Origin of the sequence: Paraburkholderia sp. RL17-368-BIF-A, from assembly GCF_046054045.1 — a bacterium.
GTDB classification, from domain to species: domain Bacteria; phylum Pseudomonadota; class Gammaproteobacteria; order Burkholderiales; family Burkholderiaceae; genus Paraburkholderia; species Paraburkholderia graminis.
In genome coordinates this window covers 26,925-49,912 of sequence record NZ_JARESN010000010.1, presented here as the reverse complement: position 1 = coordinate 49,912, position 22,988 = coordinate 26,925, and the positions used below count along the sequence as shown (strand labels likewise).

The 22,988-nt window shown below is 63.7% G+C and carries 20 protein-coding genes; 8 read left to right on the top strand and 12 right to left on the bottom strand.

Features of this window, described 5'->3' with window-relative positions; all coding sequences use genetic code 11:
- The first annotated feature begins 285 nt into the window (after nt 1-285).
- Nucleotides 286-1,050 carry a response regulator transcription factor gene (locus P0D87_RS18435; RefSeq protein ID WP_053860238.1) on the top strand — a complete coding sequence of 255 codons (765 nt, stop codon included), beginning with the start codon at nt 286-288 and terminating at the stop codon, nt 1,048-1,050.
- Here P0D87_RS18435 and P0D87_RS18430 read toward each other — a convergent pair.
- Nucleotides 1,016-2,836, bottom strand: coding sequence for an ATP-binding response regulator (locus tag P0D87_RS18430; protein WP_053860237.1), 1,821 nt, complete (start codon nt 2,834-2,836; stop codon nt 1,016-1,018). The two genes, P0D87_RS18435 and P0D87_RS18430, sit on opposite strands and share 35 nt — an antisense overlap.
- A gap of 354 nt (nt 2,837-3,190) precedes the next feature.
- Between P0D87_RS18430 and P0D87_RS18425 the strand changes: the two genes are divergently transcribed.
- Together P0D87_RS18425 and P0D87_RS18420 are read left to right on the top strand one after the other, a co-directional pair.
- Nucleotides 3,191-3,982: a hypothetical protein gene (locus P0D87_RS18425; protein WP_029971779.1), complete on the top strand. Its 792-nt coding sequence runs from the start codon at nt 3,191-3,193 to the stop codon at nt 3,980-3,982.
- Nucleotides 3,983-4,227: 245 nt separating this feature from the next.
- Complete coding sequence (locus tag P0D87_RS18420; RefSeq protein WP_053860236.1) at nt 4,228-7,638, top strand: alpha/beta fold hydrolase; 3,411 nt, start codon at nt 4,228-4,230, stop codon at nt 7,636-7,638.
- Nucleotides 7,639-7,660: 22 nt separating this feature from the next.
- Here P0D87_RS18420 and P0D87_RS18415 read toward each other — a convergent pair whose 3' ends face one another.
- Nucleotides 7,661-9,076, bottom strand: coding sequence for an FAD-binding oxidoreductase (locus P0D87_RS18415; protein WP_053860851.1), 1,416 nt, complete (start codon nt 9,074-9,076; stop codon nt 7,661-7,663).
- Between the two features lie 13 nt (nt 9,077-9,089).
- A complete protein-coding gene (locus tag P0D87_RS18410; protein ID WP_053860235.1) occupies nt 9,090-10,079 on the bottom strand; it encodes an isopenicillin N synthase family dioxygenase in 990 nt (329 codons plus the stop codon).
- A gap of 281 nt (nt 10,080-10,360) precedes the next feature.
- Here P0D87_RS18410 and P0D87_RS18405 point away from each other — a divergent pair, with 281 nt between their 5' ends.
- The 5 genes from P0D87_RS18405 (at nt 10,361) to hutC (P0D87_RS18385) (ending at nt 14,342) form a co-directional block, all read left to right on the top strand.
- Nucleotides 10,361-11,188, top strand: a complete 828-nt coding sequence (locus tag P0D87_RS18405) for a transporter substrate-binding domain-containing protein (protein ID WP_006052358.1) — start codon at nt 10,361-10,363, stop codon at nt 11,186-11,188.
- Nucleotides 11,189-11,259: 71 nt separating this feature from the next.
- Nucleotides 11,260-11,910: an amino acid ABC transporter permease gene (locus P0D87_RS18400; RefSeq protein WP_006052359.1), complete on the top strand. Its 651-nt coding sequence runs from the start codon at nt 11,260-11,262 to the stop codon at nt 11,908-11,910.
- Nucleotides 11,911-11,928: 18 nt separating this feature from the next.
- Entirely contained in the window at nt 11,929-12,591 is a 663-nt protein-coding gene (locus tag P0D87_RS18395; protein ID WP_053860234.1) for an amino acid ABC transporter permease, read from the top strand.
- A gap of 17 nt (nt 12,592-12,608) precedes the next feature.
- On the top strand, nt 12,609-13,481 hold the full coding sequence (locus P0D87_RS18390; protein ID WP_053860233.1) for an amino acid ABC transporter ATP-binding protein: 873 nt from the start codon (nt 12,609-12,611) through the stop codon (nt 13,479-13,481).
- Nucleotides 13,482-13,532: 51 nt separating this feature from the next.
- Nucleotides 13,533-14,342, top strand: a complete 810-nt coding sequence (hutC, locus tag P0D87_RS18385; protein ID WP_006052362.1) for a histidine utilization transcriptional repressor HutC — start codon at nt 13,533-13,535, stop codon at nt 14,340-14,342.
- A 30-nt stretch (nt 14,343-14,372) separates the two neighbouring features.
- On the opposite strand, the gene hutC (P0D87_RS18380) is transcribed toward hutC (P0D87_RS18385), so the two are convergent.
- The 9 genes from hutC (P0D87_RS18380) to P0D87_RS18340 form a co-directional block, all read right to left on the bottom strand.
- Nucleotides 14,373-15,056 (bottom strand): histidine utilization transcriptional repressor HutC, encoded by a 684-nt coding sequence (gene hutC / locus P0D87_RS18380; protein ID WP_053860850.1) that lies wholly within the window; start codon nt 15,054-15,056, stop codon nt 14,373-14,375.
- Nucleotides 15,057-15,274: 218 nt separating this feature from the next.
- Nucleotides 15,275-16,939, bottom strand: coding sequence for an HAL/PAL/TAL family ammonia-lyase (locus P0D87_RS18375; protein ID WP_053860232.1), 1,665 nt, complete (start codon nt 16,937-16,939; stop codon nt 15,275-15,277).
- Nucleotides 16,940-17,011: 72 nt separating this feature from the next.
- Nucleotides 17,012-17,803: an ABC transporter ATP-binding protein gene (locus P0D87_RS18370; RefSeq protein ID WP_006052365.1), complete on the bottom strand. Its 792-nt coding sequence runs from the start codon at nt 17,801-17,803 to the stop codon at nt 17,012-17,014.
- A gap of 33 nt (nt 17,804-17,836) precedes the next feature.
- Nucleotides 17,837-18,592 (bottom strand): ABC transporter permease, encoded by a 756-nt coding sequence (locus P0D87_RS18365; RefSeq protein ID WP_006052366.1) that lies wholly within the window; start codon nt 18,590-18,592, stop codon nt 17,837-17,839.
- Nucleotides 18,593-18,605: 13 nt separating this feature from the next.
- The gene (locus P0D87_RS18360; protein WP_006052367.1) at nt 18,606-19,328 is read right to left on the bottom strand and encodes an ABC transporter permease; all 723 of its coding nucleotides are present in this window, start codon (nt 19,326-19,328) and stop codon (nt 18,606-18,608) included.
- A gap of 102 nt (nt 19,329-19,430) precedes the next feature.
- Entirely contained in the window at nt 19,431-20,291 is an 861-nt protein-coding gene (locus P0D87_RS18355) for a transporter substrate-binding domain-containing protein (protein ID WP_006052368.1), read from the bottom strand.
- Between the two features lie 279 nt (nt 20,292-20,570).
- Nucleotides 20,571-21,251 (bottom strand): methyltransferase family protein, encoded by a 681-nt coding sequence (locus tag P0D87_RS18350; RefSeq protein WP_053860231.1) that lies wholly within the window; start codon nt 21,249-21,251, stop codon nt 20,571-20,573.
- Nucleotides 21,252-21,271: 20 nt separating this feature from the next.
- Nucleotides 21,272-22,108, bottom strand: a complete 837-nt coding sequence (locus P0D87_RS18345) for an arylamine N-acetyltransferase family protein (protein WP_053860230.1) — start codon at nt 22,106-22,108, stop codon at nt 21,272-21,274.
- A 51-nt stretch (nt 22,109-22,159) separates the two neighbouring features.
- Complete coding sequence (locus tag P0D87_RS18340) at nt 22,160-22,849, bottom strand: hypothetical protein (protein ID WP_029971796.1); 690 nt, start codon at nt 22,847-22,849, stop codon at nt 22,160-22,162.
- Between the last annotated feature and the right edge of the window lie 139 nt (nt 22,850-22,988).

Below are 22,988 nucleotides of genomic sequence, written 5' to 3'. Positions count from 1 at the left end.
TCCGCCCGGCGGCGCTTAAAAAACGGCGCGCGCGGCTCGTCTACCTAGCAAGCCGGGGCCGATGCGCGAGAGAGACCTGCCCGCACAGGGCACACAAAAAAACGTGGCGCCGGCGATGCCACAAGCAGAGAATGACCGGCGCGGCGAGCCGCAAGGCCGCCGCGTCAACCGATCGGCTTAGATCACGGGGTAGCCGGCAATGATGCGATTCACGACAATAGAAGTAAAACGGGGCCTGGCAACAGCGGTAGTCCACAACACGCAAGCTCGACTCGTGGAGACATCATGAAGTTTCTTGTGGCGGACGACCATGAACTGATCCGGCAAGGCGTCAAGGGAATGCTGCGCGGGCTGGATGCCGACGCCCAATTCGACGAAGCCGATACCTGGGAAACCCTCGCCGCCGCCGCGCGGCCCGACGCGGATCACGATCTCGCGATCGTCGATCTGCATATGCCGGGCATGAGCGGAGCGTCGTCGCTGGAAATGCTGTTGAAGGCGAATCCGGCGCTGCCGGTGGTCGTCCTTTCCGCCGAGGAGTCGCCAGACGAGATGCGCGCGGTGCTGGCCGCGGGCGCGCTCGGTTTCGTGCCGAAGCGGCAGCCCGCGAGCGTGATGCTGAAGGCGATCGAACTCGTGCTGTCGGGCGGCGCTTATGTGCCGATGGAAGCGCTGAGCCTGCTCGGCTCGCGCGATGCGCAACCGGCGCAGGCATGCGCGGAGCGCGCCGCCGCTTCGCCTCAACAGGTGGCAAGCACCTCCGCGGGCCAAAACCCAGGCACCGCGACGCTCACCGAGCCCATCGTGCAACTTCAGCCGTTGCAGCCGCATCAGCAGCACTTGCTGGAAAACCTGTCGCCGCGTCAGCAGGACATCATGCGGCTCGTGCATCGCGGCTGGACCAACAAGATGATCGCGCGCGAACTCGGCGTGGCCGAAGGCACGGTGAAGGTGCATCTGTCGGTGATCTTCCGGGCGCTCGGCGTGCACAACCGGTCGACGGCAATCGCCGTGATCAACGGCTGGCTTGAAGCGGGGAGAACGCTGTAGCGGGCGGCGGCGTTGGTCCTTTATCGATCTCCGCCTGCTGCCACAGCATGTCGAGCGTGCGCCGCAAGCGCGCCGCCGCCACCGGCTTGTGCAACACCGGAATGCCTTGTGCGGCGAGCGCCGCCAGTTCCGCCGACGCCATATCGCCTGTAATCAGCAGCATCACGACACCTTCGTGGCCCGAGCGCGCCAGTTCGCTGCGCACCGCCGTCAGCGCCTGCGCGCCCGTGCGGTGATTGGCCAACTGGTAATCGCAAAGCACCGCGTCGGGGACGAAACCTTCCTCGAGCGCGGCCAATGCGGCGGTTTCGTCGCGTACGCCCTGCACGATGCAGCCCCAGCGGCCGAGCAGGCTCGAAAGACCTTCGAGAATCGACGGCTCGTCGTCGATGCACAACACGCGGCGCCCTTGCGCCGTCGGTCCGCCCGTCACCGCCTCGTTCAGACTTGCGACGATGCCGCTCGCGTCGCCCGCCTGCACCGGAAAGCGGAACACCGAGCCGCGCCCCGGTGCCGAGCGCAACTGCAATTCGCCGCCCAGCATGCCGACGAGGCGCTTCACCGTCGGCAGGCCGAGGCCGTGCCCCTGGCGCGCGTCGCGCTGCGGATTTGCGACCTGATAGAACTCCTCGAAAATACGCTCGTGCTCCTGCGCCGGAATGCCGATGCCCGAATCGCGCACTTCGATATAGCCGCCATTGGTTCGCCCCGCGCGCCGGAAGCCGAGCCAGATCGCGCCTTCCTCGGTATAGCGGACAGCGTTCGACAGCAGATTGCTCAGCACGCGTTCGAGCAGCACGGGATCGTCGTGGACCACCATCGACGTCGGCGCGATTCGCAGCGCGAGCCCCTTCGCCGCCGCTTGCGGACGATACTGGCTGCCGACGCGCTCGAACAGTTCCGACAGCCGGAAATGCAAGCGGATCACCTGGGTGACGCCGCTTTCGAGCCGCGCGAGATCGAGCACCTGGTTGAACAACTGGTTCAGCGCCTCGACGTTATGGACGATGTGCTCGGCGGTCTTCGCGTGCTGCGCGGGCGTCGCGGCGGAATCGTTGAGCGACGCCGCCAGCAGCCCGATGGCGTGCAACGGCTGGCGCAAATCATGGCTCGCCGCCGCGAAAAAGCGCGTTTTCGCGAGACTCGCCTCTTCGGCGACATGCTTTTGCGCCGCCAGCGATTCCGCCAGGTACTGCTGATCGACGCGCGCCTGCACGACCTGCTGGAACAGTTTGCGGTAACTGAGCGCATACACGTTGATCGCGCAGAAGAAGAACGCGAGCACGATGGCAAGAATCGTGCGATCGAACGTATGCATGCCGAAATGCAGCACGATCGACGGAAACAGCAGAAAGGGAATCGCCGTGGCGAAGTTCAGCAGGTCGAAGCCGTTCGACATGAACACGCCCGCTGCGAGCGTGACGAGCATCACCGTATGCAGCAGCGGCAAGTCGCTCTGCGGACTCTGGAACGCAAACCAGATCGCGATGCCCGGTGCGCTGTACAGCAGCACGCCGCGCACCGCGTGCACGTTGATCCAGCCGCGCGGCGACAGCAGATGCGGATAGCGCCGATTGCAGATCCATAGCGCGAGACCCGCGCAGTTGGCGGCCGCATAGAAGCCGAAGCAGGCGATGAAAAGCGGCGGCGACGGTATCGCGGGCCAGTAAATGGCCACCAGCACCGCGATCGAAAACCAGTGCGAGAAGAAAGCGATCGGGTCTTGCGCGTACAGCACGCGCACCAGGTCTTCGTCGATTGCACGCTGGATCGGGTCAGCCCGCATCGCGCGGTCTCCTTGTCGGGCACGGCAAATTCGGTGAGGGGGCGCGAGAGCCTGGCGCTTGCACGGAGCGCGCTGCGGCGTGTTTGCGCAAGAGCTTGCACTGTTCTACTGCAATGCAGCGGCGCGCGGCCGCCGCTTTCTTATCAGACGAATCAGGGGCGTGCTGCCGGATGGTTTACCCGGCAGTTTACCCATCAGCTAACACTTAATCCATATAGGCGAAGCCGCCGCCGACGACCATACTGGCCTCACTACCTGGCGCGGCCGCAACGATTCTTCCTTCCGCCTTTCGCCTGCATTCCGGGCTCGCCGCGCTTCTCGCCTTACTCACGCCTAACCCTAATGGAGGCTTTCATGGGCGCAGTTCCGAGCCACGAGTTCGTCCGCAATCTCGACGACGCGATCCTGCCCGATCTGTGGCGCCGCCGCACGCAGTTGTCCGCCGACGAAATGGTGTCGATGGTCGAACTCGTCAAGCGGGCGTTGCGGACTTACCATCCGCTGGAACTGCAGGCACTCGGCGAAGATAAGGAAGAACTGGTTGCGCAGTTCATTTATTCCAAGGTTCTGCGCCTCGCGCCCGGCCACACCGAAACGCATGCGTGCGCCGACAGCGCACCGTCCAATGGCTACGCACTGTGCGCGTATTTCCGCCGCTATCTGATCGACTGCCTGCGCAGCGCGGGGCATCAACGCAATGTGTCGATGGAAACCGACGGCATGGCGCAGGAAATCGATCTGCACGCCCAGGCATTGGAAGACCCCGTGCAAAGCGTGCTGCTGCAATACGGGCTCGACGAACAACGGGTACGGCACGCGGCGCGCGCTTTTATCGAAAGTCTCGACGAGCCCGAACGGATCGTGCTGGCCGGCAGCCTTGGCTGGTGCTCGGAAGGCAAAGGCGGACTGTCGGCGGTTGCGGCTTCGCATCGGGTGCCCTCGTATCACTATCGCGCCGTCAAACTCGGCGTCACCATGAAAAAGACGGCCACCGCCGACGATTTTTCCAATACGAAGATCGGTCGCTGGCTCACGGACGTGCTCGGGATCGAGATCGACATCGACAATCGCAGTGCGATTCTGCTGGCGCTGAATCTGCTCGCGGCCGAGTCGATCGATAGCGAAATGAATGAAGCGGCCGCATGACAGGCTGCAGCATCGACACAAAAAGAACACGTAAAAAGCCGCATGAGCGGACTCAACAACAACGGGCTCAACAATAGTAATGGGGAAATGACTGAGGCACAGGGGACTCCTTTGGGCGCATCGCACAGATGCGCCTTTTTTTGTCGGCGCGCACCGCCTACGATAAAAAAGCCGCGGCAGCGCGCCGTCTTTCTTCCGACGCCCGGTTCCCTTCCCTGCACCGATTCCTGACGAGGTGGTCGCGTATGAACCGCTTATCGAGCGCCGTGACGGCGATGAAGTCGCATTACGAAGTGGTCGTGATCGGTTCCGGTTATGGCGGTGCGATCGCGGCGAGCCGCATGGCGCGCGCGGGCCGCAGCGTCTGCGTGCTTGAACGCGGACGCGAATTCATGGCCGGCGAATACCCGCGCACGCCGTTTCAGGGCGCGGAGCAGATCCAGTACAACACGCCGCTCGCGCAAATCGGCTCGCCGCTCGCGCTGCTCGAAGTGCATGTGAACGACGACGTCAACGCGGTGGTCGGCTGCGGGCTCGGCGGCACGTCGCTGATCAACGCGAACGTCGCGCTGAAAATCGATTCGCGCCTGTGGGACGACACACGCTGGCCCGCTGCGTTGCGCGGCGATCAGACCGGACGTGACAAGGGTTATCAACGCGCGTGGGACATGTTGCAACCTGCGCCGGTGCCGAGCCGCTTCCGCGAATTGCCGAAGCTGCTCGCGCTCGCCAAATCCGCCGAGGCGCTCGGCATGGGCGACCGCTTCAGCACGCCGCCGATAACCGTCACCTTCGAGGACCGCACGAACGCGGCCGGCGTCGCGCAAAAAGCCTGCACCGGATGCGGCGACTGCAACTCCGGCTGCAACTACGACGCGAAGAACTCGACGCACATGAACTATCTGCCCGACGCCGTCGCTCACGGCGCGCAGATTTTTACGGGCGCCGCGGTTCATTCGGTTGTGCGCAACGTCGATACGCAGAAGTGGCAGGTCGGCTATCAGCTCGTGCGCTTGGGGCGCGAGAGTTATGACGCGCCCGATCTGTTCGTTAGCGCCGACATCGTGATCGTATCGGCGGGAACGATCGGCTCGACCGCGTTGCTATTGCGTTCGCGCAATGAAGGCTTGAGCGTGTCGGACATGCTCGGTCAGCACTTCACCGGCAATGGCGACGTGCTCGCGTTCGCGTACAACACCAATGACACGATCAACGGCGTCGGCTGGGGCGCGCATGTGGACCGCGATATTCCGCCGGTCGGGCCGACCATCACGGGCCTGATCGATCATCGCAATACCGCGGACGTCAGGGACGGTTTCGTGATCGAGGAAGGCTCGCTCGCCGGACCCGTGGGCGCCGCGCTCGTCGGCATGCTCGGTGCGGCCGCGCCGCTCGCGGGCGTGGATGTTTCGGGGCCGCGCACCGTGGACCAGCAACTCGAATACGACGCGCGCGTGGTCGAAGGCTTCCTGCACGGCCCGTATCGCGGCGCGCTCAATCACACGCAAAGCTATCTCGTGATGGCGCACGACGACGAGAGCGGCCAGATCAGCGTGAACGAGAAAGGCCGGCCGCGCATCGCGTGGGAAAACGCCGGCAAGCAGCCGATTTACGAAACCGTCGAGCAGACGCTGAAGCAGGCGACGGCGCCGCTCGGCGGCAAATACCTGCGCGATCCGATTTCAAACGACATCTTCGGCAATCGAACGGTGACCGTGCATCCGCTCGGCGGCTGCGGGATGGGCGAGGATGCGGAGCGCGGCGTAGTCGATCACCTGGGCCGCGTTTTCAGCGGCACGACCGGCACCGGCGTGCATGACGGCCTCTACGTGATGGACGGCGCCGTCATGCCCATGTCGCTCGGCGTCAATCCGTTGTGGACCATCTCCGCGCTCGCCGAGCGCAATTGCGCGCTGCTTGCGGCGTCGCGCGGCTGGAGCATCGACTACGATTCGAAAGGCACCGCCGACACACCGCCCGCGCAAAAGATCGGCTTGCGCTTTACCGAAACGATGGTCGGCCATTACACGCCGACCGGCGCGAGCAAGGACGCCGCGAGCCCGATGGCGTTCACGCTGACGGTTGAATCCGACGACCTCGCGATGATGCTTAGCGATCCGAATCACATGGCAAAAACCGCCGGAACGCTGACCTGCCCCGCCCTTTCCTCGCAGCCGATGACGATCACGGACGGCACCTTCAATCTGTTCGTGGCCGACCCGCAGGACGTGGACGAGCGCAACATGAATTATCGAATGACGCTCAACTCGGCGGAAGGCAAAACGTATTATCTGAGCGGGCAAAAGATCATCACGCGCACGTCGCCTCTCGAACTGTGGGAGCAAACGAACACGCTATACGCGCAGATTTTCGCCGCGCCCCAAGCCGACGCGCCGGCGATTGGCAGCGCGACGCTCATCATCACGCCGGAAAATTTCCTCAAGCAGCAACGCACGCTCGAAGTCACCAACGCACCCGATCTGAAGACACGTCTCGAATGGACGCTGAAGTTCGGCAAGTTCTTCGCGGGCGTGCTGTTCAGCGAATACGGCGGCGTGGCCGCGCCTTTGCAGTATCACGATCCCGCCGCGGAGCCGCGTATGAAGCGTGCGTTGCGCGCGCCCGCGCCGCAAATGTTCTTCTTCGATACGCCGGACGGTACGCGCTTGCGTCTCACGCGCTATGTCGACCCTGCACGCAAGAATGCGCGCCCCGTGCTGCTGATTCACGGCTCCGGCGTGTCGAGCCGCATTTATTCGACGGATCTGATCGGCACAAATCTCGTCGAATATCTGTGCGCCGCGAACTACGACGTGTGGCTCGTCGATCTGCGCGTGAGCATCGAAATGCCGAGCGTGCTCGTGCCGACCAACGTCGATAAAGTCGCGCTCGAGGATATTCCCGCGGCCGTCGCGAAGATTCGCGAGGTCACTGGCGTGAGCGGCATCCAGGCGCTCGGTCACTGCATGGGCGGCCTCGCGTTGAGCATGTCGCTGATGGCGGGACTCGAAGGCGTGCGTTCAGCGGTGATTTCGCAGGTCGCCGTGCATCCGGTGCCCGGCACGCTCGCCAGAATCAAGGCGGGTCTGCACATTCCGGACATCATGCAGCATCTCGGCGTGACCGATCTGACCGCCTATACGAGGGACAAAAGGTGGCCGCACAATCTCTACGACGAAGCGCTGCGGCTCTATCCCGTCGATCACGATGAGGGTTGCGGCAACCCGATCTGCCATCGCGCGACCTTCATGTACGGTCTGCTATACGAGCACGCGCAGGTGAGCGAGACGCTTCATTCGAATCTGCAGGAACTGCTCGGCGTGCATGACGTCGGCGTGTTCAAGCATCTGGCCGCGATGGTGCGCGCCGGCAAGGTCGTCGACGCCGACGGCGACGACGTCTATCTGCGCGGCGCGCGCGGCATGAAGGGGCTTGCGGGCATGCGCATTCCGATCGGTTTCATTCATGGCGACTGCAATGAAACCTATGTGCCGCAAAGCACCGCGCTCACCTATGAGATGTTGGTCAACGCGTTTCCCGAGCAACCTTATGAGCGGCATCTGATTGCGGGCTATGGACACATCGACTGCATCTTCGGCAAGAACGCCGCGCGCGATGTTTATCCGACTATCGCGCGCTATCTGAACGCGCACTGAGTTCGCACTGAGTTCGCGCTCGCTAGAACAGCTTGCCCGGATTCAGGATGCCGTGCGGATCGAGCGCATGCTTGATCGCCCGCATCGCCGCGAGTTCGGCGGGCGAGCGCGAGATCGGCAGGAACTCGCGCTTGAGCAGACCAATGCCGTGTTCCGCCGACACAGAACCGTGCAGCGGCCCGAGCATTTCATAAACGAACGCGTACACCGCGTGATGATCGACGCCGGGAATCGAATGGCCGTCCACGGTGACGTGCAGATTCGAATCGCCGATATGGCCGAAAAAATACGATTCGTTTCCGGGCCAGCGTTCATCGAGCGCCGCGCGGCAGCGCTCGACAAAATCGCCGATCACGCTGATCGGCAGGCTTACGTCGAAGTTGATTGCGTCGAGCCGCACGGGAAATTCGGCCGTGCATTCGCGGATCGCCCACAACGCGCGCGCGTCGGCCACCGACTGCGCGATCACCGCGTCGCGGATCCCGCCTTCTTCGAGCGCGCCGGTCAGCGCCTGCGCAAAGCGCTCGCCGTCGTCACTCGAATCGAAGCTCGCGTGTTCGATCAGCGCGTAGAGCGGATACGCGCCGTCGAACGGCGAACGCGTCCCCGTCAGCTTGACGCCAAAATCGTAGAAGTCCGGCCACATGATTTCGAATGCACCGATGTCGTTGCCAAAGCGCGTCGACAAACGTCGCAGCAGATTCACGGCGGCATCGTAGCCGTCGAGCGCGACGAGCGCCGTATGACGCGCGGCGCGCTGCGGATGAAGCCGCAACACCGCGCGCGTGATGACGCCAAGCGTGCCCTCCGAACCGATGAACCAGTGTTTCAGGTCGTAGCCGGTGTTGTTCTTGACCATCTTGCCGAGCGAACTTAGCACGTCGCCATTGGCGAGCACGACTTCGAGACCGAGCACCTGGTCGCGCGCGGTGCCCGACTGAATCACGCGATTGCCGCCCGCGTTAGTCGCGAGATTGCCGCCGATCTGACACGAGCCACGCGCGCCGAGATCGAGCGCGAGTTCGAAGCCCGCTTCGGCAGCGGCTTCCTGCGCGCTCTGCAATGTCGTTCCGGCGCGCACGGTCAGCGTGGCCGAAGCGGCATCGATTTCCTCGACGCCGTTCAGCCGTTCCAGCGACAACGCGATGTCCGTCGCGCGTGCAATCGCGCCGCCCGCAAGCCCCGTCATGCCGCCTTGCGGCACCACAGGTTGATGCGCCGCGTGGCAAATGGCGAGCGCGCGCGAGACTTCGTCTGTGGTGCGCGGCAGCAGCAACGCTGCGGGACGCGTCGGATCGTGGCGCGTCCAGTCGGTCATCGCGCGTTCGCCGATCTGTTCGCCGACGCGCACCGCATCGTCGCCGAGCGCGGCACGCAGCACGTCGAGCGTGGCGGCAAGCGGCGCCGTGCAGGGTTGCGGCTGCGTGTCGTGATTCATGTCGTGACGCGCATTATCGTTTTGTGTCATGCAGCGTTTCCTGGTTTTGCTTCTTCCGATAACCCATCGAATCGTTGATGCGCCCGAGAATGTAATCGCCCGCGGCCACCGGCTGATATTTGACGTCGTCCGCACTCGCGCCCAGTTCGCGCGGATCGACCATTGCGCCGTACGTCGGATCGTAGAACGTCGCGATCGAATAACGCTCGCGTCCCGAAGCATTGATCACGCGATGAAGCGTCGAACGAAAACGGTCGTTGGTCCAGCGCGCGAGCAGATCGCCGACGTTCACCACAAAGCTGCCTTCCACAGGAGGCGCATCGATCCAGGTATCGTTGGCAATTTCACGCACCTGCAATCCGCCCACCTGATCCTGCCATAGCAATGTGATGCAGCCGTAATCGGTATGCGGCGCGACGCCGAATTGATCTTCATCGGACTGTGGCGGCTGCGGCGGATAGTAGACCATTTGCGTGCGCTGCATCCGCTTCGTATAACGCGGCGCAAAAAAATGTTCGTCGACGCCGAGACTCACCGCGACTGCGAGCAGCAGATCGGCGCCGCATGCGCCCACCGCTTCATAGTAGCTGTACAGCGCGGGACGCAACTCGGGCATGAAGTCCGGCCAATTGTTCGGGCCGCGCAGCGCCTGGCCCGCGAGTACATCGGGATCGTCCTCGGGCAACTCGAGTCCGATGCTGAAAAACTCCTTGTAATCGGGGCGTTTCGCCTGATACATGGTCGCGTCGCCAAGCGCATTGAAACCGCGATGCCGATGATTGACCGCCGCGCGCCGCTTCGTCTCTACCGGAAATGCGAAGAAGGTTCGCGCGGCCTGTGCGGCGGCGTCGATGGTCGCTTGCGGCACGCCGTGATTGACGATGTAGAAGAAGCCGATGGTCGTGCACGCGTCGCGGATTTCGCGCGCCACGCTTTGCAACGCATGCGGGTCGCCCGCGCGAACGCCGGCAAAGTCGATGAGCGGAATGCGGGTCACAGGCATCGCGTTACTCCGTGAGAAGGTCCGACGAATTGCGGGGGCGCAATAGCCGGGGGCGCCTTAGCCGGGGGCGCCATCGCCATTGCAGTGGTATATACCGCCAAAAGCGCACCCGCAAGTGAACTCGCGGCGCTGCGCGTAAGGGCTTTTCTCTACTCGCGCGTTTATTTATTTTGCGCGAACACTGCGGTATATACTGCCTCGCATGACTTGCGCCGCGCCGATCTTTTGCGGCGCGTTTCGCGTCGCTCGTACGACCCGCGCTGTGCCCACTGGAGAATCTCATGAGCATCCTTGCAGGCTGGAAGTGTCGTCTGGTCATGTTGGCGTTGTGCGCGGCAAGCGTCAGCGCTTATGCGGAAGACCAGCTCGCCAAAGTGAAGAAAGCCGGCGAGCTCGTGGTCGGCACGGAGATGCAGTTCGCGCCTTTCGACTTCCTCGAAAACGGTCAGCAAGCGGGCTTTAACAAGGATCTGTTCGCCGAGGTCGGCAAGGAACTCGGCGTGAAGGTGCGTTTCATCGACCTGCCGTGGCCGAGCGTGTTGCCCGGTCTCGAAGCAGGCAAGTTCGATATGGTCGGCGGTCCGATCACCGTGACGAAGGCGCGCATGGAGCGCTACACGTACACGCTGCCCATCGCGGACGCCACTGACGCGCTGCTCAAGCGCGCCAACGATTCGGCGCTCAAGCAATCGTCGGATATTGCGGGAAAAACCGTCGGCGCGGGCAAGGGCTCGGCGCAGCTCGACCAGTTGAAGGCGTACGTCGCCACCTTGCCGAAGCCGCCTGAAATCCGCGAATACGTCGACAACAATCAGGCTTATGCGGACCTCGCCGCAGGCCGCATTGCGGCGGTCGCAAACTCGATGACCAACATCGCGTATGTGGCGAAGCAGCGCCCCGAAACGTTCGCGGTGGTGCAACCGCCGTTCGGCGCGAAAGTGTACTTCGCGTACTGCCTGCGCAAGGACGCGGACAGCAAGCCGCTCGCCGATGCCTTCAACGCGGCACTCGTGAAGATGCACGGCGACGGACGCCTCGCCGCGTTGCAGAAGAAATGGTTCGGCGTGGCGATGGATGCGCCGACTACGATGCCGACGCCGAATTATTGACGCGTGCCAGGCAGGCGCGATAAACGCACATTCACCGCACTATTGACCGCACATCAGCGAGGGCGACGCTCATGTTCAGCACGACCGTCTTCGTTCAGGGCATGCCGCTGTTGTTGCACGCGGCGCTCGCGACCATCGGCGTTTCGTTGACGGGGCTTTTCATCGGCTTCTTCGTCGCGGTCGGCGTGTGCGCGGCGCGGCTCTCGCCGAATCGCGCCGCGCGCCGCTTCGGCGGTGCGTACGTGTTCTTCTTTCGCGGCGTGCCGATGCTCGTGCAACTGCTGCTCGTGTACTACCTGCTGCCGTTCGCGGGCATCAACGTATCGCCGCTCGTGGCCGCGATCAGCGCCGTGTCGTTGTGCTCGGCGTCGTATATCGCTGAAATTCTGCGCGGCGGTTTTCTCAGCATTCCGCCAGGTCATATCGAGGCCGCGCGCATGCTCGGCCTTTCGCCGTTCGACACGCTGCGGCGCATTCTCGTGCCGCAGGCATTCCGTCTGACGTTGCCTTCGCTCGTCAACGAAATGGTGCTGCTGATCAAGGCTTCGTCGCTGATCTCGGTAGTGGGCGTCGCGGAGTTGACGCGCACCGCGCAGAACCTCGCGGCGAGCACCTACAGACCGCTCGAAGCGTACGTCGCCGCCGGCCTCATTTACTTCGTGATCTGCGGCGCGCTCGCACTCGTTGCGCATGCAGCCGAGTATCGGCTGAAGCACGCCTGATCGACCGGAGCCCACGCGATGCAACAGTTCGATCCCACCGTCATCACGCACAATCTTCAGCCGATTGCCGCGGGTCTCGCGACGACGCTCGGCACGTGGGCCGCGGGCGTCGTGATCGGCATGCTGATCGGCTTCGTGATCGCGGTGCTGCAACTCTTTTGCGGACGCTGGGTGCGCGCGCTGTTGCGTGTGTATATCGAGCTATTTCGCGGTACGCCGTTTCTCGTGCAACTGTTTCTGCTGTACTACGGCGGCCCGTCGTTCGGCCTCACGCTCGAACCGATGACAGCCGGCGTGCTCGGACTCGGCCTCTATGGCAGCGCCTACTTTGCCGAAGCGTTCCGCTCGGGATTCGAATCCGTGCCGCCGGGTCATTTGGAGGCCGCCTCGTGTCTCGGCTTGACGCGCATGCAAGCGGTGCTGCGCATCCAGATGCCGCAAATGCTGGTGCTGATCGTGCCCGCGCTCACGAATCTCATCATCGTGTTGAGCAAGGAGACCGCGGTGCTCTCGATCGTCACGGTGCCCGAGCTGACATTCGTGCTGACGGGCATCGGCTCGGCGACCTTTGCTTTCGTCGAAACGCTGCTGATGCTCTGCGTGTGCTATCTCGCGCTCGTCGAACTGACTTCGCGCGCGGGCATATGGGCCGAAGCCCGCATCGCCCGTTTCATGGCATAAAGGAAACGGACCACATCATGAACGCCATCGCCGACATGCCCTCTTCCGCGTCTACTGTCGCGCAGTCTCAACGCGGCGCACCGTTGATCGAGGTGCGCGATCTGCGCAAACGCTTCGGCGAAGTCGAAGTGCTGCGCGGTGTCGATCTCGAGATTGCGCGCTCGGAAGTGGTGTGCATCATCGGTCCTTCGGGCTCGGGAAAAAGCACGCTGCTGCGCTGCCTCGCCGCGCTCGAAACCTACGATCACGGCGACGTGCGTATCGAAGGCGAACTGCTCGGCTACAGCGAGCGCAACGGCAAGCGTGTGCGCGCGTCGCAAGCGGACATCAACCGCGTGCGGCGCAACGTCGGCATGGTGTTTCAGCAGTTCAACCTGTGGCCGCACATGACGGCGCTCGGCAACGTGATGGAAGCGCTTTTGCGAGTGCAGCGCCTGTCGCACAACGAAGCGCGCCGCCGCGCGAATACGATGCTGGAAACCGTGGGCCTTTCGCACAAAGGCGACGCGTATCCGGCGAAGCTTTCGGGCGGTCAGCAGCAGCGCGTGGCAATCGCACGCGCGCTCGCGATGGAGCCGCACATCATGCTCTTCGACGAGCCCACGTCCGCGCTCGATCCCGAACTGGTCGGCGAGGTACTGCAAGTGATGAAGCAACTCGCGCGCGACGGCATGACGATGGCGGTCGTCACACACGAAATGGGTTTTGCCGCGCAGGTCGCGGACAAAGTCGTGTTCATCGACGAAGGACGCATCGCCGTGCAGGGCAAACCGCGCGAGGTCTTTCACGACGCAGGGCAACCGCGCTTGCGGCAGTTCCTGCAAAACTACTTCGACCGCAACGCTTTCTGGGCGCGCGGCCCCGACGACGCCGACGCTGAAGCGCTATGAGCGCGCGCATTGCGCCAAGCGCATTGCGCGAACCGTGAAAAGGGGCCGCCGATGTCCGCCATGCTTCGCAGCAAGCGTCACCATGCCGACGAGCGGCCGCTAGCCGACGCGGCTAAAAATGCGCGCGCCGCCGAACATGCGCCGGCTGCGCGCTACGAACAGGTCAAGCATCACATTCGCGGCATCATCGAATCGGGCGCGCGTCAGGCCGGCGAACGCCTGCCTTCCGAACTCGATCTCGTTGCCACGCTCGGCGTGTCGCGCATGACGGTGAATCGCGCGCTGCGCGAACTCGCGCACGAAGGGCTCGTCACGCGCGTATCGGGCGTGGGCACCTTCGTCGCACAAGCGAGGCCGCAATCCACGCTGCTGATGATCGCGCATATCGGCGACGAAATTCGTTCACGCGGACACGAATACAGCTACCGTACCGTGCTTTTGCAACGCGAGACCGCATCCGTCGTGGTATCGAATGCGTTAGGCCTCGCGCCCGGCGCTTCGGTGTTTCATGTGATTTGCGTGCATCGCGAGAACGGTCTGCCCGTGCAGTTGGAGGATCGCTACGTGAACCCGATCATCGCGCCGGATTTTCTGCAACAGGATTTCTCGGCGATCAGGCCGTCGGAATATCTATATGAAACGGTGCCCGCGCACGACGTCGAACATATTGTCGACGCCGGGCTGCCCACTCCCGCGGAAGCGGAACTGCTCGACATTCGCGCGGAAGAACCGTGCCTCACGCTCGTGCGCCGCACATGGACGAGCGGCGTGGCCGTCACCTTCGCGCGATTCGTGCACCCTGGATCGCGTTACCGGCTCGGCTGCCGCTTCTCGCCGGATATGTCGCAACGGCAAGGCTGACGCGATGCAGCTTATAGCGCCGCTTGCCGGCTAGACATTCCCCGCCAGATGAAAGCGCGACGCCGGGTGCCACAACTGCACCGACGTCGCGACATCGTCGCCGACCCACGTACGACGCCACAGCAGCAGACACGGCTCGCCGATTTCCATCGACAGATGACGCCGCACATACGCATCCGGCTTTTGCGCGTAGATGCGGAATTCCGCGCGCTGAATCGGCGCGAGCCGCACCATGTAGTGATTGGGCGTCTCGACGCTGAAGTCCTGTTGCAGATACTCTGGGAACACCTTCGGATTGACGTAGCGGTCCTCGTACTGGATCGGCTCGCCCTCCTCGCTATGAACGATGCACGAGTGAAACGCCGGGCCGCTCGTGAGGCCGAGCCCTTCGAGCGCGTGCGGGTCGTCGCTCGGCTCGAGCGTCAGCACGCGCGCCGCGTGACGATGACCGCGCGCGGCGATTTCGTCGGCGATGTTGCGGATTTCCAGCACGGTCGATTCGTACCGCTGCGGCGCGACGAACGTGCCTGAACCTTGCACGCGCGTCAGCACGCGTTCGGCGGTCAACTCGCGCAGCGCGCGCGACACGGTCATACGCGCGACGCCAAACTCTTTCACCAGTTCGGTTTCCGAAGGGATCAACCCGCCCGGCTTCCAGTCGCCCTCGCTGATGCGCCGGATCACATAACGCTTGATCTGTTCGTAGGCGGGCATCGCTTTCGCCGGGGTCTCCTTGCAAGCGGCGCGCTGAGAAGTGCCGCCGCTATGCGCGCCTGGCTGCGCCGGCTGCCGGCCTTCTTTCTGATTATTCGTGACTGTGTTCACTCCGACCTCGTGAGTGGGTTGGGGGTCGTAGCCGTCGTACCGCTCGTACGTCCGCACGACGTCTCTGGCTCGCCGGCGGGTAAGCCCGCGCGCCAGCGGTTTTTGTGTCAGGCGACGCGTGCTGTGTTCAGTGGGCTGTTCATGCTGTTTATGTTGCTCCCGCTGTTCGCTGCCGCGGGAAATGTCGCCGCCGCGGCGAGGCTCGCAATCGATGCGCCCGCAACGAACTCCGCGCCCCCACCAGGTGTTATATGGCGCGGCCTCATCTTACCCGGACTCGGCAATGGCGGCGGCGCCTCGCCGGCGATCATGCGGAATGCGACGCTCATGTCGTCGGCGAGAGGACGGTCGTCGCGATACGTCGGCACGATCTGCCGCACGCGTTGCCAGAGCGCTTCCGTATGCGGCGCGCGCGGCGCGTCGGTGGCTTGCAGATCGTAGGCTTGCGCGGCGGCCAGCAATTCGATGGCGACGATGCGGCCCGCGTTATCGACGATCTCCAGCGCCTTCAGCGCAGCGGGCGTTGCGTGGCACAGGTGGTCTTCCTGCAAGCCCGATGTGATGCCGCCGTCGAGACTCGCGGGCAACGCAAGGCGCCGGTTCTGCGCGACCAGCGAGGCCGCCGTGTACTGCGCGATCATGAAGCCTGAACACGTGCCGCCAGGCTCCGCGAGGAACGCGGGCAAGCCGCTCACGAGCGGATTGACGAGGCGATCGAGCCGCCGTTCCGCCATCGCGGCGACCTGGGCGATCGCGGTGGCGAGGCTGTCCATCGCGAGCGCAATGGATGCGCCCACCGCATGCGCCTGCGAATACACGCGCGGCGCTTCGGGCGTGCCGGCGACGATCGGGTTGTCGGTGATCGACGCGAGTTCGCGATTGACCACGTCGGCGGTCGCGGTCAGCACGTCGCGCGCCGCGCCATGCACATGGGGAATGGTGCGCATCGAAAGCGGGTCTTGCGTGCGCTGCCCGACCACCGCCGCCAGAATGCCGCTGTCGGCGAGCGCGGTGCGCATGCGTTCGCCCACCAGATTCAGACCGGGCGACACGCGCAACGCAAGCGAGTCTTCGTCGAATGCAACGAGCTGACCGCGCAGATTCTCGAAGCTCATGGCCGCGACCACATCGGTCCAATCGAGCAGCCGCACCGCGCGTGCGAGCGCCAGCGCCGCCAGTCCCGTCACGCAAGGCGTACCGTTGACGAGGCTAAGCCCCTCTTTCGCTTCGAGCACGAGCGGCTCGCGGCCGAGCAGACGCAGCGCGTCGCGGCCCGTCAGACGCTCGCCGCGATAGCGCACATGACCCTCGCCGATGCACACGAGCGCGATATGCGCCATATGACTCAGATAACCGACCGAGCCGAACGCGGGCACTTCGGGCAAGCAATCGGCGTTGAGCAAGGCCACGAGTTGATCGGCCACTTCAAGGCGAATGCCCGAGTGCCCATGCGCGAAGTTGTTGACCGCGGCGGCCATGATCGCGCGCGTTTCAGCCACGCCGAGCGGCGCGCCGACGCCGACCGCGTGGCTCATCAGAATGTTGCGCGACAGCGTGCGCTGTTCGCTTGGCGACACGATCACGTCGCACAGCGCGCCGACTCCGGTGTTCACGCCATACGCGCGAATGCCGCGCTCGACGATCTGCTCGACGAGCATGCGCGCCGCCGCGATGCGCGCGCGGGCGTCGGCGGAAAGTTCGAGCGGTTCGCCGGCGGCGACCGCCGCCACCTGGGTCCAGTCGAGAGGACGATCGGAACGGATCACGGCCATGATGTTGCCTTGCGCGATAACTTACGTGTGTGATGCGGATGCCGATGCAGCGACGTGCCGACGATGCGCCGCTCAGTTCGTCGTGCGGTCGTGGTGACTCGACACGAATTGCCGGAAGCGCTCGGACTTACAGTCGACGAATACTTCGTCGGGCGTACCGTCCGCTTCCACTTGCCCTTGATGCAGGAACATCACGCGGTTCGACACGTGACGCGCAAAACCCATTTCATGCGTGACGACCAGCATGGTGCGGCCTTCCTCGGCAAGCGAGCGCATCACGCGCAACACTTCGCCGACGAGTTCGGGATCGAGCGCTGAAGTCGGTTCGTCGAACAGCATGACCTTCGGATGCATCGCAAGCGCGCGCGCAATTGCGACGCGTTGTTGCTGGCCGCCCGACAGATGCGCCGGATAGTGGCCGCGCTTTTCCGCGAGACCGACTTTCGCAAGGAGCGCCTCGGCTTCTTCGACGGATTCCGCACGGCTGCGTTTGAGTACGCGCATTGGTCCTTCGATCAGGTTTTCGAGCACCGTCATATGCGACCAGAGATTGAAGTTCTGGAACACCATGCCGAGTTGCGAGCGCACGCGATCCACCTGGCGGCGGTCGCTCGGTTGCAGCTTGCCGTCGCCGCGGCGTTTCATTTTCAGTTCTTCGCCGGCGAGCGCGACTGAGCCGTCGTCCGGTGTTTCGAGCAGATTGAGGCAGCGCAGAAACGTGCTTTTGCCTGAGCCGCTCGCGCCGAGAATCGAAATCACGTCGCCTTGATGAGCGTCGAGCGAAATGCCTTTGAGCACGTGATGATCGCCGAACGATTTATGAATGTTCTTGACCGACAGTGCAACGGGTGCCGTAGCGTTCATGGAATTCTCCAGGTTCATCCGGAATGGCGGCGCTCAGGGCGCGGCGCGGCGTGCTTCAGTCGTGGCGGACACGGGACGGCTCGGCGCGGCAGACTTCGGCGCCGCGCGCAGATGCCGCGACAGACGCGTCTCAAGCATGCTGAGCGCGCGCACGATGACGAAGTTCAGGAACAGATAGATCAGCGCGGCGCAGATGAACACTTCCGTCGTGCGATACGTTTGCTGAATGATCTGCTGCGCGACGCCCGTCACTTCCCACACGGTGACGAGGCTCGCGAGAGCGGTCGATTTGACGAGCAGCACCGCTTCCGTCGAATACGCCGGCAAACACTGGCGTAATGCAATCGGGCCGATCACGCGGCGCAGCAGTGCGAAACCCGACAGGCCAATCGAATAACCCGCTTCGATCTGCCCGACGGGAACGGCCATCAGGCCGCCGCGAATGATCTCGGCGGTATAGCCCGCCGTGCACAGCGCAAGCGACAATACCGCGCACATATACGGCTCGCGCAGCACCGGCCACAGAAAGCTCTCGCGAATCACGCCGAACTGACCCATGCCGTAGTACACGAGGAACATCTGGATCAGGAGCGGCGAGCCGCGGAACACGAGAATATAAGCGCGTGCAAAACGATTCGGCAGCCAGTGCGGCGACACGCGCATCGTGACGATCACGAGCGAGAGCAGTCCGCCGAGAACCAGCGAGCAGAAGAAAAGCCCGAGCGTGGTCGGCACGGCCGCGAGCAATTGCCGGATCGTGTCGAGCAGAAAGTCGAAGTCGAAATTCATGATGCGGCCGCCGTCAGTTGCGCGCGAAGTTGCGCTTGAAGGACCGGCCCACGCGCGCCTCGGCGCGGTTGAAGACCCGGTTCGAGATGCTGGTCATCAGCAGATACAGCGCGCCGCCGACCACGAAGAACGTGAAGTATTGATGCGTGGAGCCCGCCGCCACCTGACTCGTACGCAGCAGTTCGGCGAGACCCGTCACCGAGATCAGCGCGGAGTCCTTCAGGCTCAGTTGCCACACATTGCCGATGCCCGGCAACGCGAAACGCAGCACTTGCGGAATGAGGATGCGGCGCGCCATGGTCAGCGTCGGCATGCCGATGGAACGCGCCGCTTCGAGTTCGCCGCGCGACACCGCGAGCACCGCCGAGCGATACACCTCGGCCTGGTACGCGCCGGAAATCATGCCGACAGCAAGCGCGCCGATCACAAACGGCGGCACGCCGACGAAGCCTTCCGCGCCGAACCACTGGCCGACCGTGGTTACGAGCGTGGAGCCGCCGAAATAGAACAGATAGATGACGAGCAGTTCGGGCACGCCGCGAAACACCGTCGTATAGGTTTCGCCGATCACGCGCAACACGCGCAGCCGCGACAGCTTGGCCGCCGCGATCAACGCACCGAACACGGCGCCGACCGCGAGCGCGGCCAGCGTGAGCGCGACGGTCATCAACGCCGCGAGCAGCAATACGCCGCCCCAGCCTTCCGGCCCGAAGCCGAGCATCTGTATCAGAGCCATTGCCTACCTCTCATTCATGACGGCCGATGCAACAGCCGCACGAAACAACTGCACGTGCAAGCTCGCGCCCGCACGTGCCGCATTCGTTCGACGCCTCGTGAATCAGGGCGTCACGTCGGTCTTGAACCACTTGGCGGAGAGCTTCTTGACGGTGCCGTCGGCGAGCGCCGCGCTGATCGCGGTGTCGAATTTCGCCTTCAGGTCGGCGTCCTGCTTGCGAAACGCGAGGCCTTCGCCCGGGCCCCAGATCGGGCCGCCGATCTTCGGACCGGCCATCGAAATCGACGCGGTTTCTTTCTTGTCGACGTTCGCCGCGTAATACGTGACGTCGTCGAACGATGCGTCGATGCGGCCGTTCGCCAGATCGAGATCGCGCTCCGGCGAGGTCTTGTACACGCGGATCGTGGCGATGTCCTTGAAGCCCTCGTTGATGAACTTCGTGTAGACGGTGCCGGACTGGATGCCGATCGTCTTGCCCTTCAACTGCTTGCGCAGCGCGTCGACAGTCGGCTGATCGGCTTTAGCATCGCCCGAGAGTTTGACGACGGCGGCGCCAGGCGGGGCCTTTGGCAGCACTTTGGTATCAGCGACGGCGAAGGTTGCGGGCGTGGCCGCATACGGCTTCGAGAACGCGATGATCTTTTCGCGCTCCGGCGTGATCGAGATGGCGTCCATCAGCACGTCGAACTTGCCTGCTTGCAGGCCCGGAATCATGCCGTCCCAGTCTTGCGCGACCAGGTTGCATTGCAGCTTGATGCGCTCGCAAAGATTGGCGACGAGTTCCGGTTCGAAGCCGCCGAGCTTGCCGCCGGGCAACGTCAGGTTCCACGGTGCGTAGCCGCCTTCGAGCGCGATCGTCACCGTCTTCCAGTCTTTGGCTTGCGCCGGTGCCGCGAAAATTGCCGCGGCGCCGAACACGGCGCCGATCAATGCTTTTGCTGCCGTCGTGCGTTTCACTTTCACGTCGAAACTCCTTGATGGGGGGAACCGTCGAGCCGAATGTTTACTGCCGCTGAATTTGTATAGACAAGTCTGCACGAGTCAAAAAGCAGTCGCAAGGGGATTCATGCGAAATCGCGCGAATCATCGGGTAAGCCCCTAGGCGCCCTGACAGGACGGGGCTTCTACAGACATGATCGAAGAACGGCGAGCGCGCGACGAGATTAATTCATGCGCGCGTGTGGTGCGTTTTGTCTAGACAGGTTCATGCATGCGCCGCAAATGTGCGGCGGCTTTGCGCGTCTACCAGATGAGAGGAACGAAGCGAAAACGCACGCGCGTCATGTACTCCGTATAGCCGTCGAGTTGTTCGGCGAGCACGCGCTCTTCGCGCACCGCACGCCAGCCGAGCCCGATCGTCATGAGAGGAACGAACGCGAGACCCCACCATGAGCCGAGCAGCAACGGCGTGCCGACGAACAACAGCAGCGCCGCCGAATACATCGGATGACGCACGCGCGCGTAGGGACCGCTGTCGATCACCTTGTGACCGCGGCTCGACTGGATCTTCACGACGGGCGCCGCATAGCTGTTGGCTTCGAACACGAAGCGGCACATGAAAATGCAAAGCGCCACGCAAAGCGAGCCGAGGCTCACCAGCGCGACGGGCAGCGGCGCGGACCAGTGAAAGCGCATCGCGTCGAGTCCCATCACGATCAGCCAGCCGCACCACACGCACGCCACGCCGATCATGAAGAGCCGGTCCCAGCGGCTTTGCTGTTGCTGCACGAACGGCGCGAGGCGCTCGGCGAGCAGGCCGGGATCATGGCGTGCGAGCCACACGCCGATCCACAAGCTCAATACGCCGAGTTCGATCAGATACCACCACGCCGCCGGCCACGCGAGCGTGCCGGCCGCGCCGAACAGCAGCACGCCCATGCCCGCGAGCCACAGCACGGTATGGACGACGAGGCGCGTAATCATGGCATGGCCTTGTGCCGCGCTCACGCCGAATCGGCCCGAGTGCGCACGCGCTCGAAAATATCTGCGATGTCGATGTCCCCGGTGTTCAGACCGAAGCGCTCGCGCAAACAGGCCGCGAGTTCGTCCGCGCTCGCAAGGCGCTGCTCGCCGATCAGGCTGCCGTCTGCCGCGCGTTCGTTCACCTGGTCGTTGAGCAGCGTGAGCCGCGTCCCGGACAACACGCGGCATACGATCAGATTGCTCGCGAAGATCGCTTCCGGCGACGTCGACGTGTACCAGTTCGACGTTTCATAATCGATCCACTCGACCGGATGCAAGTCGAAGCGATACGCACGCGACCAGCTTTCATCGCGTGCCTGCACTTCGAGGTAGAGCGCGTCGCGCGACGCGTCCGCGAGCCGGAAGACGCCGAGGTCCGTGCGCTGCGCGAGACCTGGAGACAGCCGCAGCGGCGACGTCAGCGTGACGCTGCCGAGACCCACGTCCGCGATCCATGCTTCGTTATCCAGATCGATACGCAGCACCATGTGCGTGCGCGGCGTCACCGCGTCGGGCTCGCGGCCCCACAGCACGCGCCCTATCAGCGGCGTCACGCGAAAGCCCAACTCCTGCAGCACATTCGCGAGCAGCGTGTTCTGTTCGAAGCAATAGCCGCCGCGATGATCGTCGACGAGTTTTGTTTCGACGGATTCGAGGTCGAGCTTCACCGCGCGGCGCGTGAGCGGATTCAGGTTTTCAAACGGAATGGCCCGTGGATGCAGACGGTGAATGGCCTGCAGCACCTCGAGCGTCGGCGCGCGCGGGCCCGCATAGCCGATGCGCGCGAAGTAGTTGTCGAGATTCAATGTGTGTGACATTGGTGATCCGTTCGTGGCTTATGGGGTGTTACTGCGCGCCTCACTGCGCGCTCATTGCCCGCCGAGCGCCGACCTCGCGATCGACGGCACGCTGATCCCCTGGCTCGACGCAAACTGTACCGCGGAACTGAGCGTGGACATCAGCGATTGCAATTGCCCCGGCGCCGACTGCGCGATATACGACGCGCTTTGCATCGTCTGCGGATTCATCCCGGCCTGCAACAGCGACGAAGGGTTCATCTGCCCGATGCTGCCGAGCCCCGACTGCATGCTCGAATACTGGGTCACGCCTTTGGCGAGCGACGATAACCCGTCGGTGAACGCCTGCTTGTTCACCGGCGTTTGCGATGCGCCGCTCGCACCGCCTGCGCGGCTCGCGAAAGCCTGCGTGAGCGTTTGCGACAGCGACTGCTGCGTGCTGCCGACCTGCGTCAACTGACTGACCGACGGCGTGCCACCACTGCTTAGCAAGCCGGCTGCCTGCTGCGCCTGGCCGGCCGCGCCGCTCAGACCCATCGCGGACGCAAGCGTGGACTGTCCGCTCAGCACTTGCTGGTTCGCGCCCACGTAGGTCTGCAACAACTGCGAGAGCCCGCCGGGAGATGCGGCGGCGCCGGCATCCGCGGAGCTGTCTCCGCCGCCAATGCCGAACTGCTTCAGATTCAGTTGTGCGTTCGCGGCGCCGCTTGCGAAAAGGCCAGCACTCGCCAGCAACGAAATCAGGAGGGTGCGCTTCTTCATCATGTAAGTCCTTGTAAGTGGGCTGCGGAAATCTCGTGCGGTTCGACAAACGCTGTCTCCGCGCGTTCGCGCGAATTCATCAATTTGTCAGCTTGCCGTGCGTCGGCCCGTCTCGTTGACGCACCCAGACTGCGTCGGT

Bases quoted from the DNA above. Each gene is read 5' to 3' on its own strand.
- P0D87_RS18435 (WP_053860238.1), top strand. From the start codon at position 286: ATGAAGTTTCTTGTGGCGGACGACCATGAACTGATCCGGCAAGGCGTC.
- P0D87_RS18430 (WP_053860237.1), bottom strand. From the start codon at position 2,836: ATGCGGGCTGACCCGATCCAGCGTGCAATCGACGAAGACCTGGTGCGC.
- P0D87_RS18425 (WP_029971779.1), top strand. From the start codon at position 3,191: ATGGGCGCAGTTCCGAGCCACGAGTTCGTCCGCAATCTCGACGACGCG.
- P0D87_RS18420 (WP_053860236.1), top strand. From the start codon at position 4,228: ATGAACCGCTTATCGAGCGCCGTGACGGCGATGAAGTCGCATTACGAA.
- P0D87_RS18415 (WP_053860851.1), bottom strand. From the start codon at position 9,076: ATGAATCACGACACGCAGCCGCAACCCTGCACGGCGCCGCTTGCCGCC.
- P0D87_RS18410 (WP_053860235.1), bottom strand. From the start codon at position 10,079: ATGCCTGTGACCCGCATTCCGCTCATCGACTTTGCCGGCGTTCGCGCG.
- P0D87_RS18405 (WP_006052358.1), top strand. From the start codon at position 10,361: ATGAGCATCCTTGCAGGCTGGAAGTGTCGTCTGGTCATGTTGGCGTTG.
- P0D87_RS18400 (WP_006052359.1), top strand. From the start codon at position 11,260: ATGTTCAGCACGACCGTCTTCGTTCAGGGCATGCCGCTGTTGTTGCAC.
- P0D87_RS18395 (WP_053860234.1), top strand. From the start codon at position 11,929: ATGCAACAGTTCGATCCCACCGTCATCACGCACAATCTTCAGCCGATT.
- P0D87_RS18390 (WP_053860233.1), top strand. From the start codon at position 12,609: ATGAACGCCATCGCCGACATGCCCTCTTCCGCGTCTACTGTCGCGCAG.
- hutC (WP_006052362.1), top strand. From the start codon at position 13,533: ATGTCCGCCATGCTTCGCAGCAAGCGTCACCATGCCGACGAGCGGCCG.
- hutC (WP_053860850.1), bottom strand. From the start codon at position 15,056: ATGCCCGCCTACGAACAGATCAAGCGTTATGTGATCCGGCGCATCAGC.
- P0D87_RS18375 (WP_053860232.1), bottom strand. From the start codon at position 16,939: ATGGCCGTGATCCGTTCCGATCGTCCTCTCGACTGGACCCAGGTGGCG.
- P0D87_RS18370 (WP_006052365.1), bottom strand. From the start codon at position 17,803: ATGAACGCTACGGCACCCGTTGCACTGTCGGTCAAGAACATTCATAAA.
- P0D87_RS18365 (WP_006052366.1), bottom strand. From the start codon at position 18,592: ATGAATTTCGACTTCGACTTTCTGCTCGACACGATCCGGCAATTGCTC.
- P0D87_RS18360 (WP_006052367.1), bottom strand. From the start codon at position 19,328: ATGGCTCTGATACAGATGCTCGGCTTCGGGCCGGAAGGCTGGGGCGGC.
- P0D87_RS18350 (WP_053860231.1), bottom strand. From the start codon at position 21,251: ATGATTACGCGCCTCGTCGTCCATACCGTGCTGTGGCTCGCGGGCATG.
- P0D87_RS18345 (WP_053860230.1), bottom strand. From the start codon at position 22,108: ATGTCACACACATTGAATCTCGACAACTACTTCGCGCGCATCGGCTAT.
- P0D87_RS18340 (WP_029971796.1), bottom strand. From the start codon at position 22,849: ATGAAGAAGCGCACCCTCCTGATTTCGTTGCTGGCGAGTGCTGGCCTT.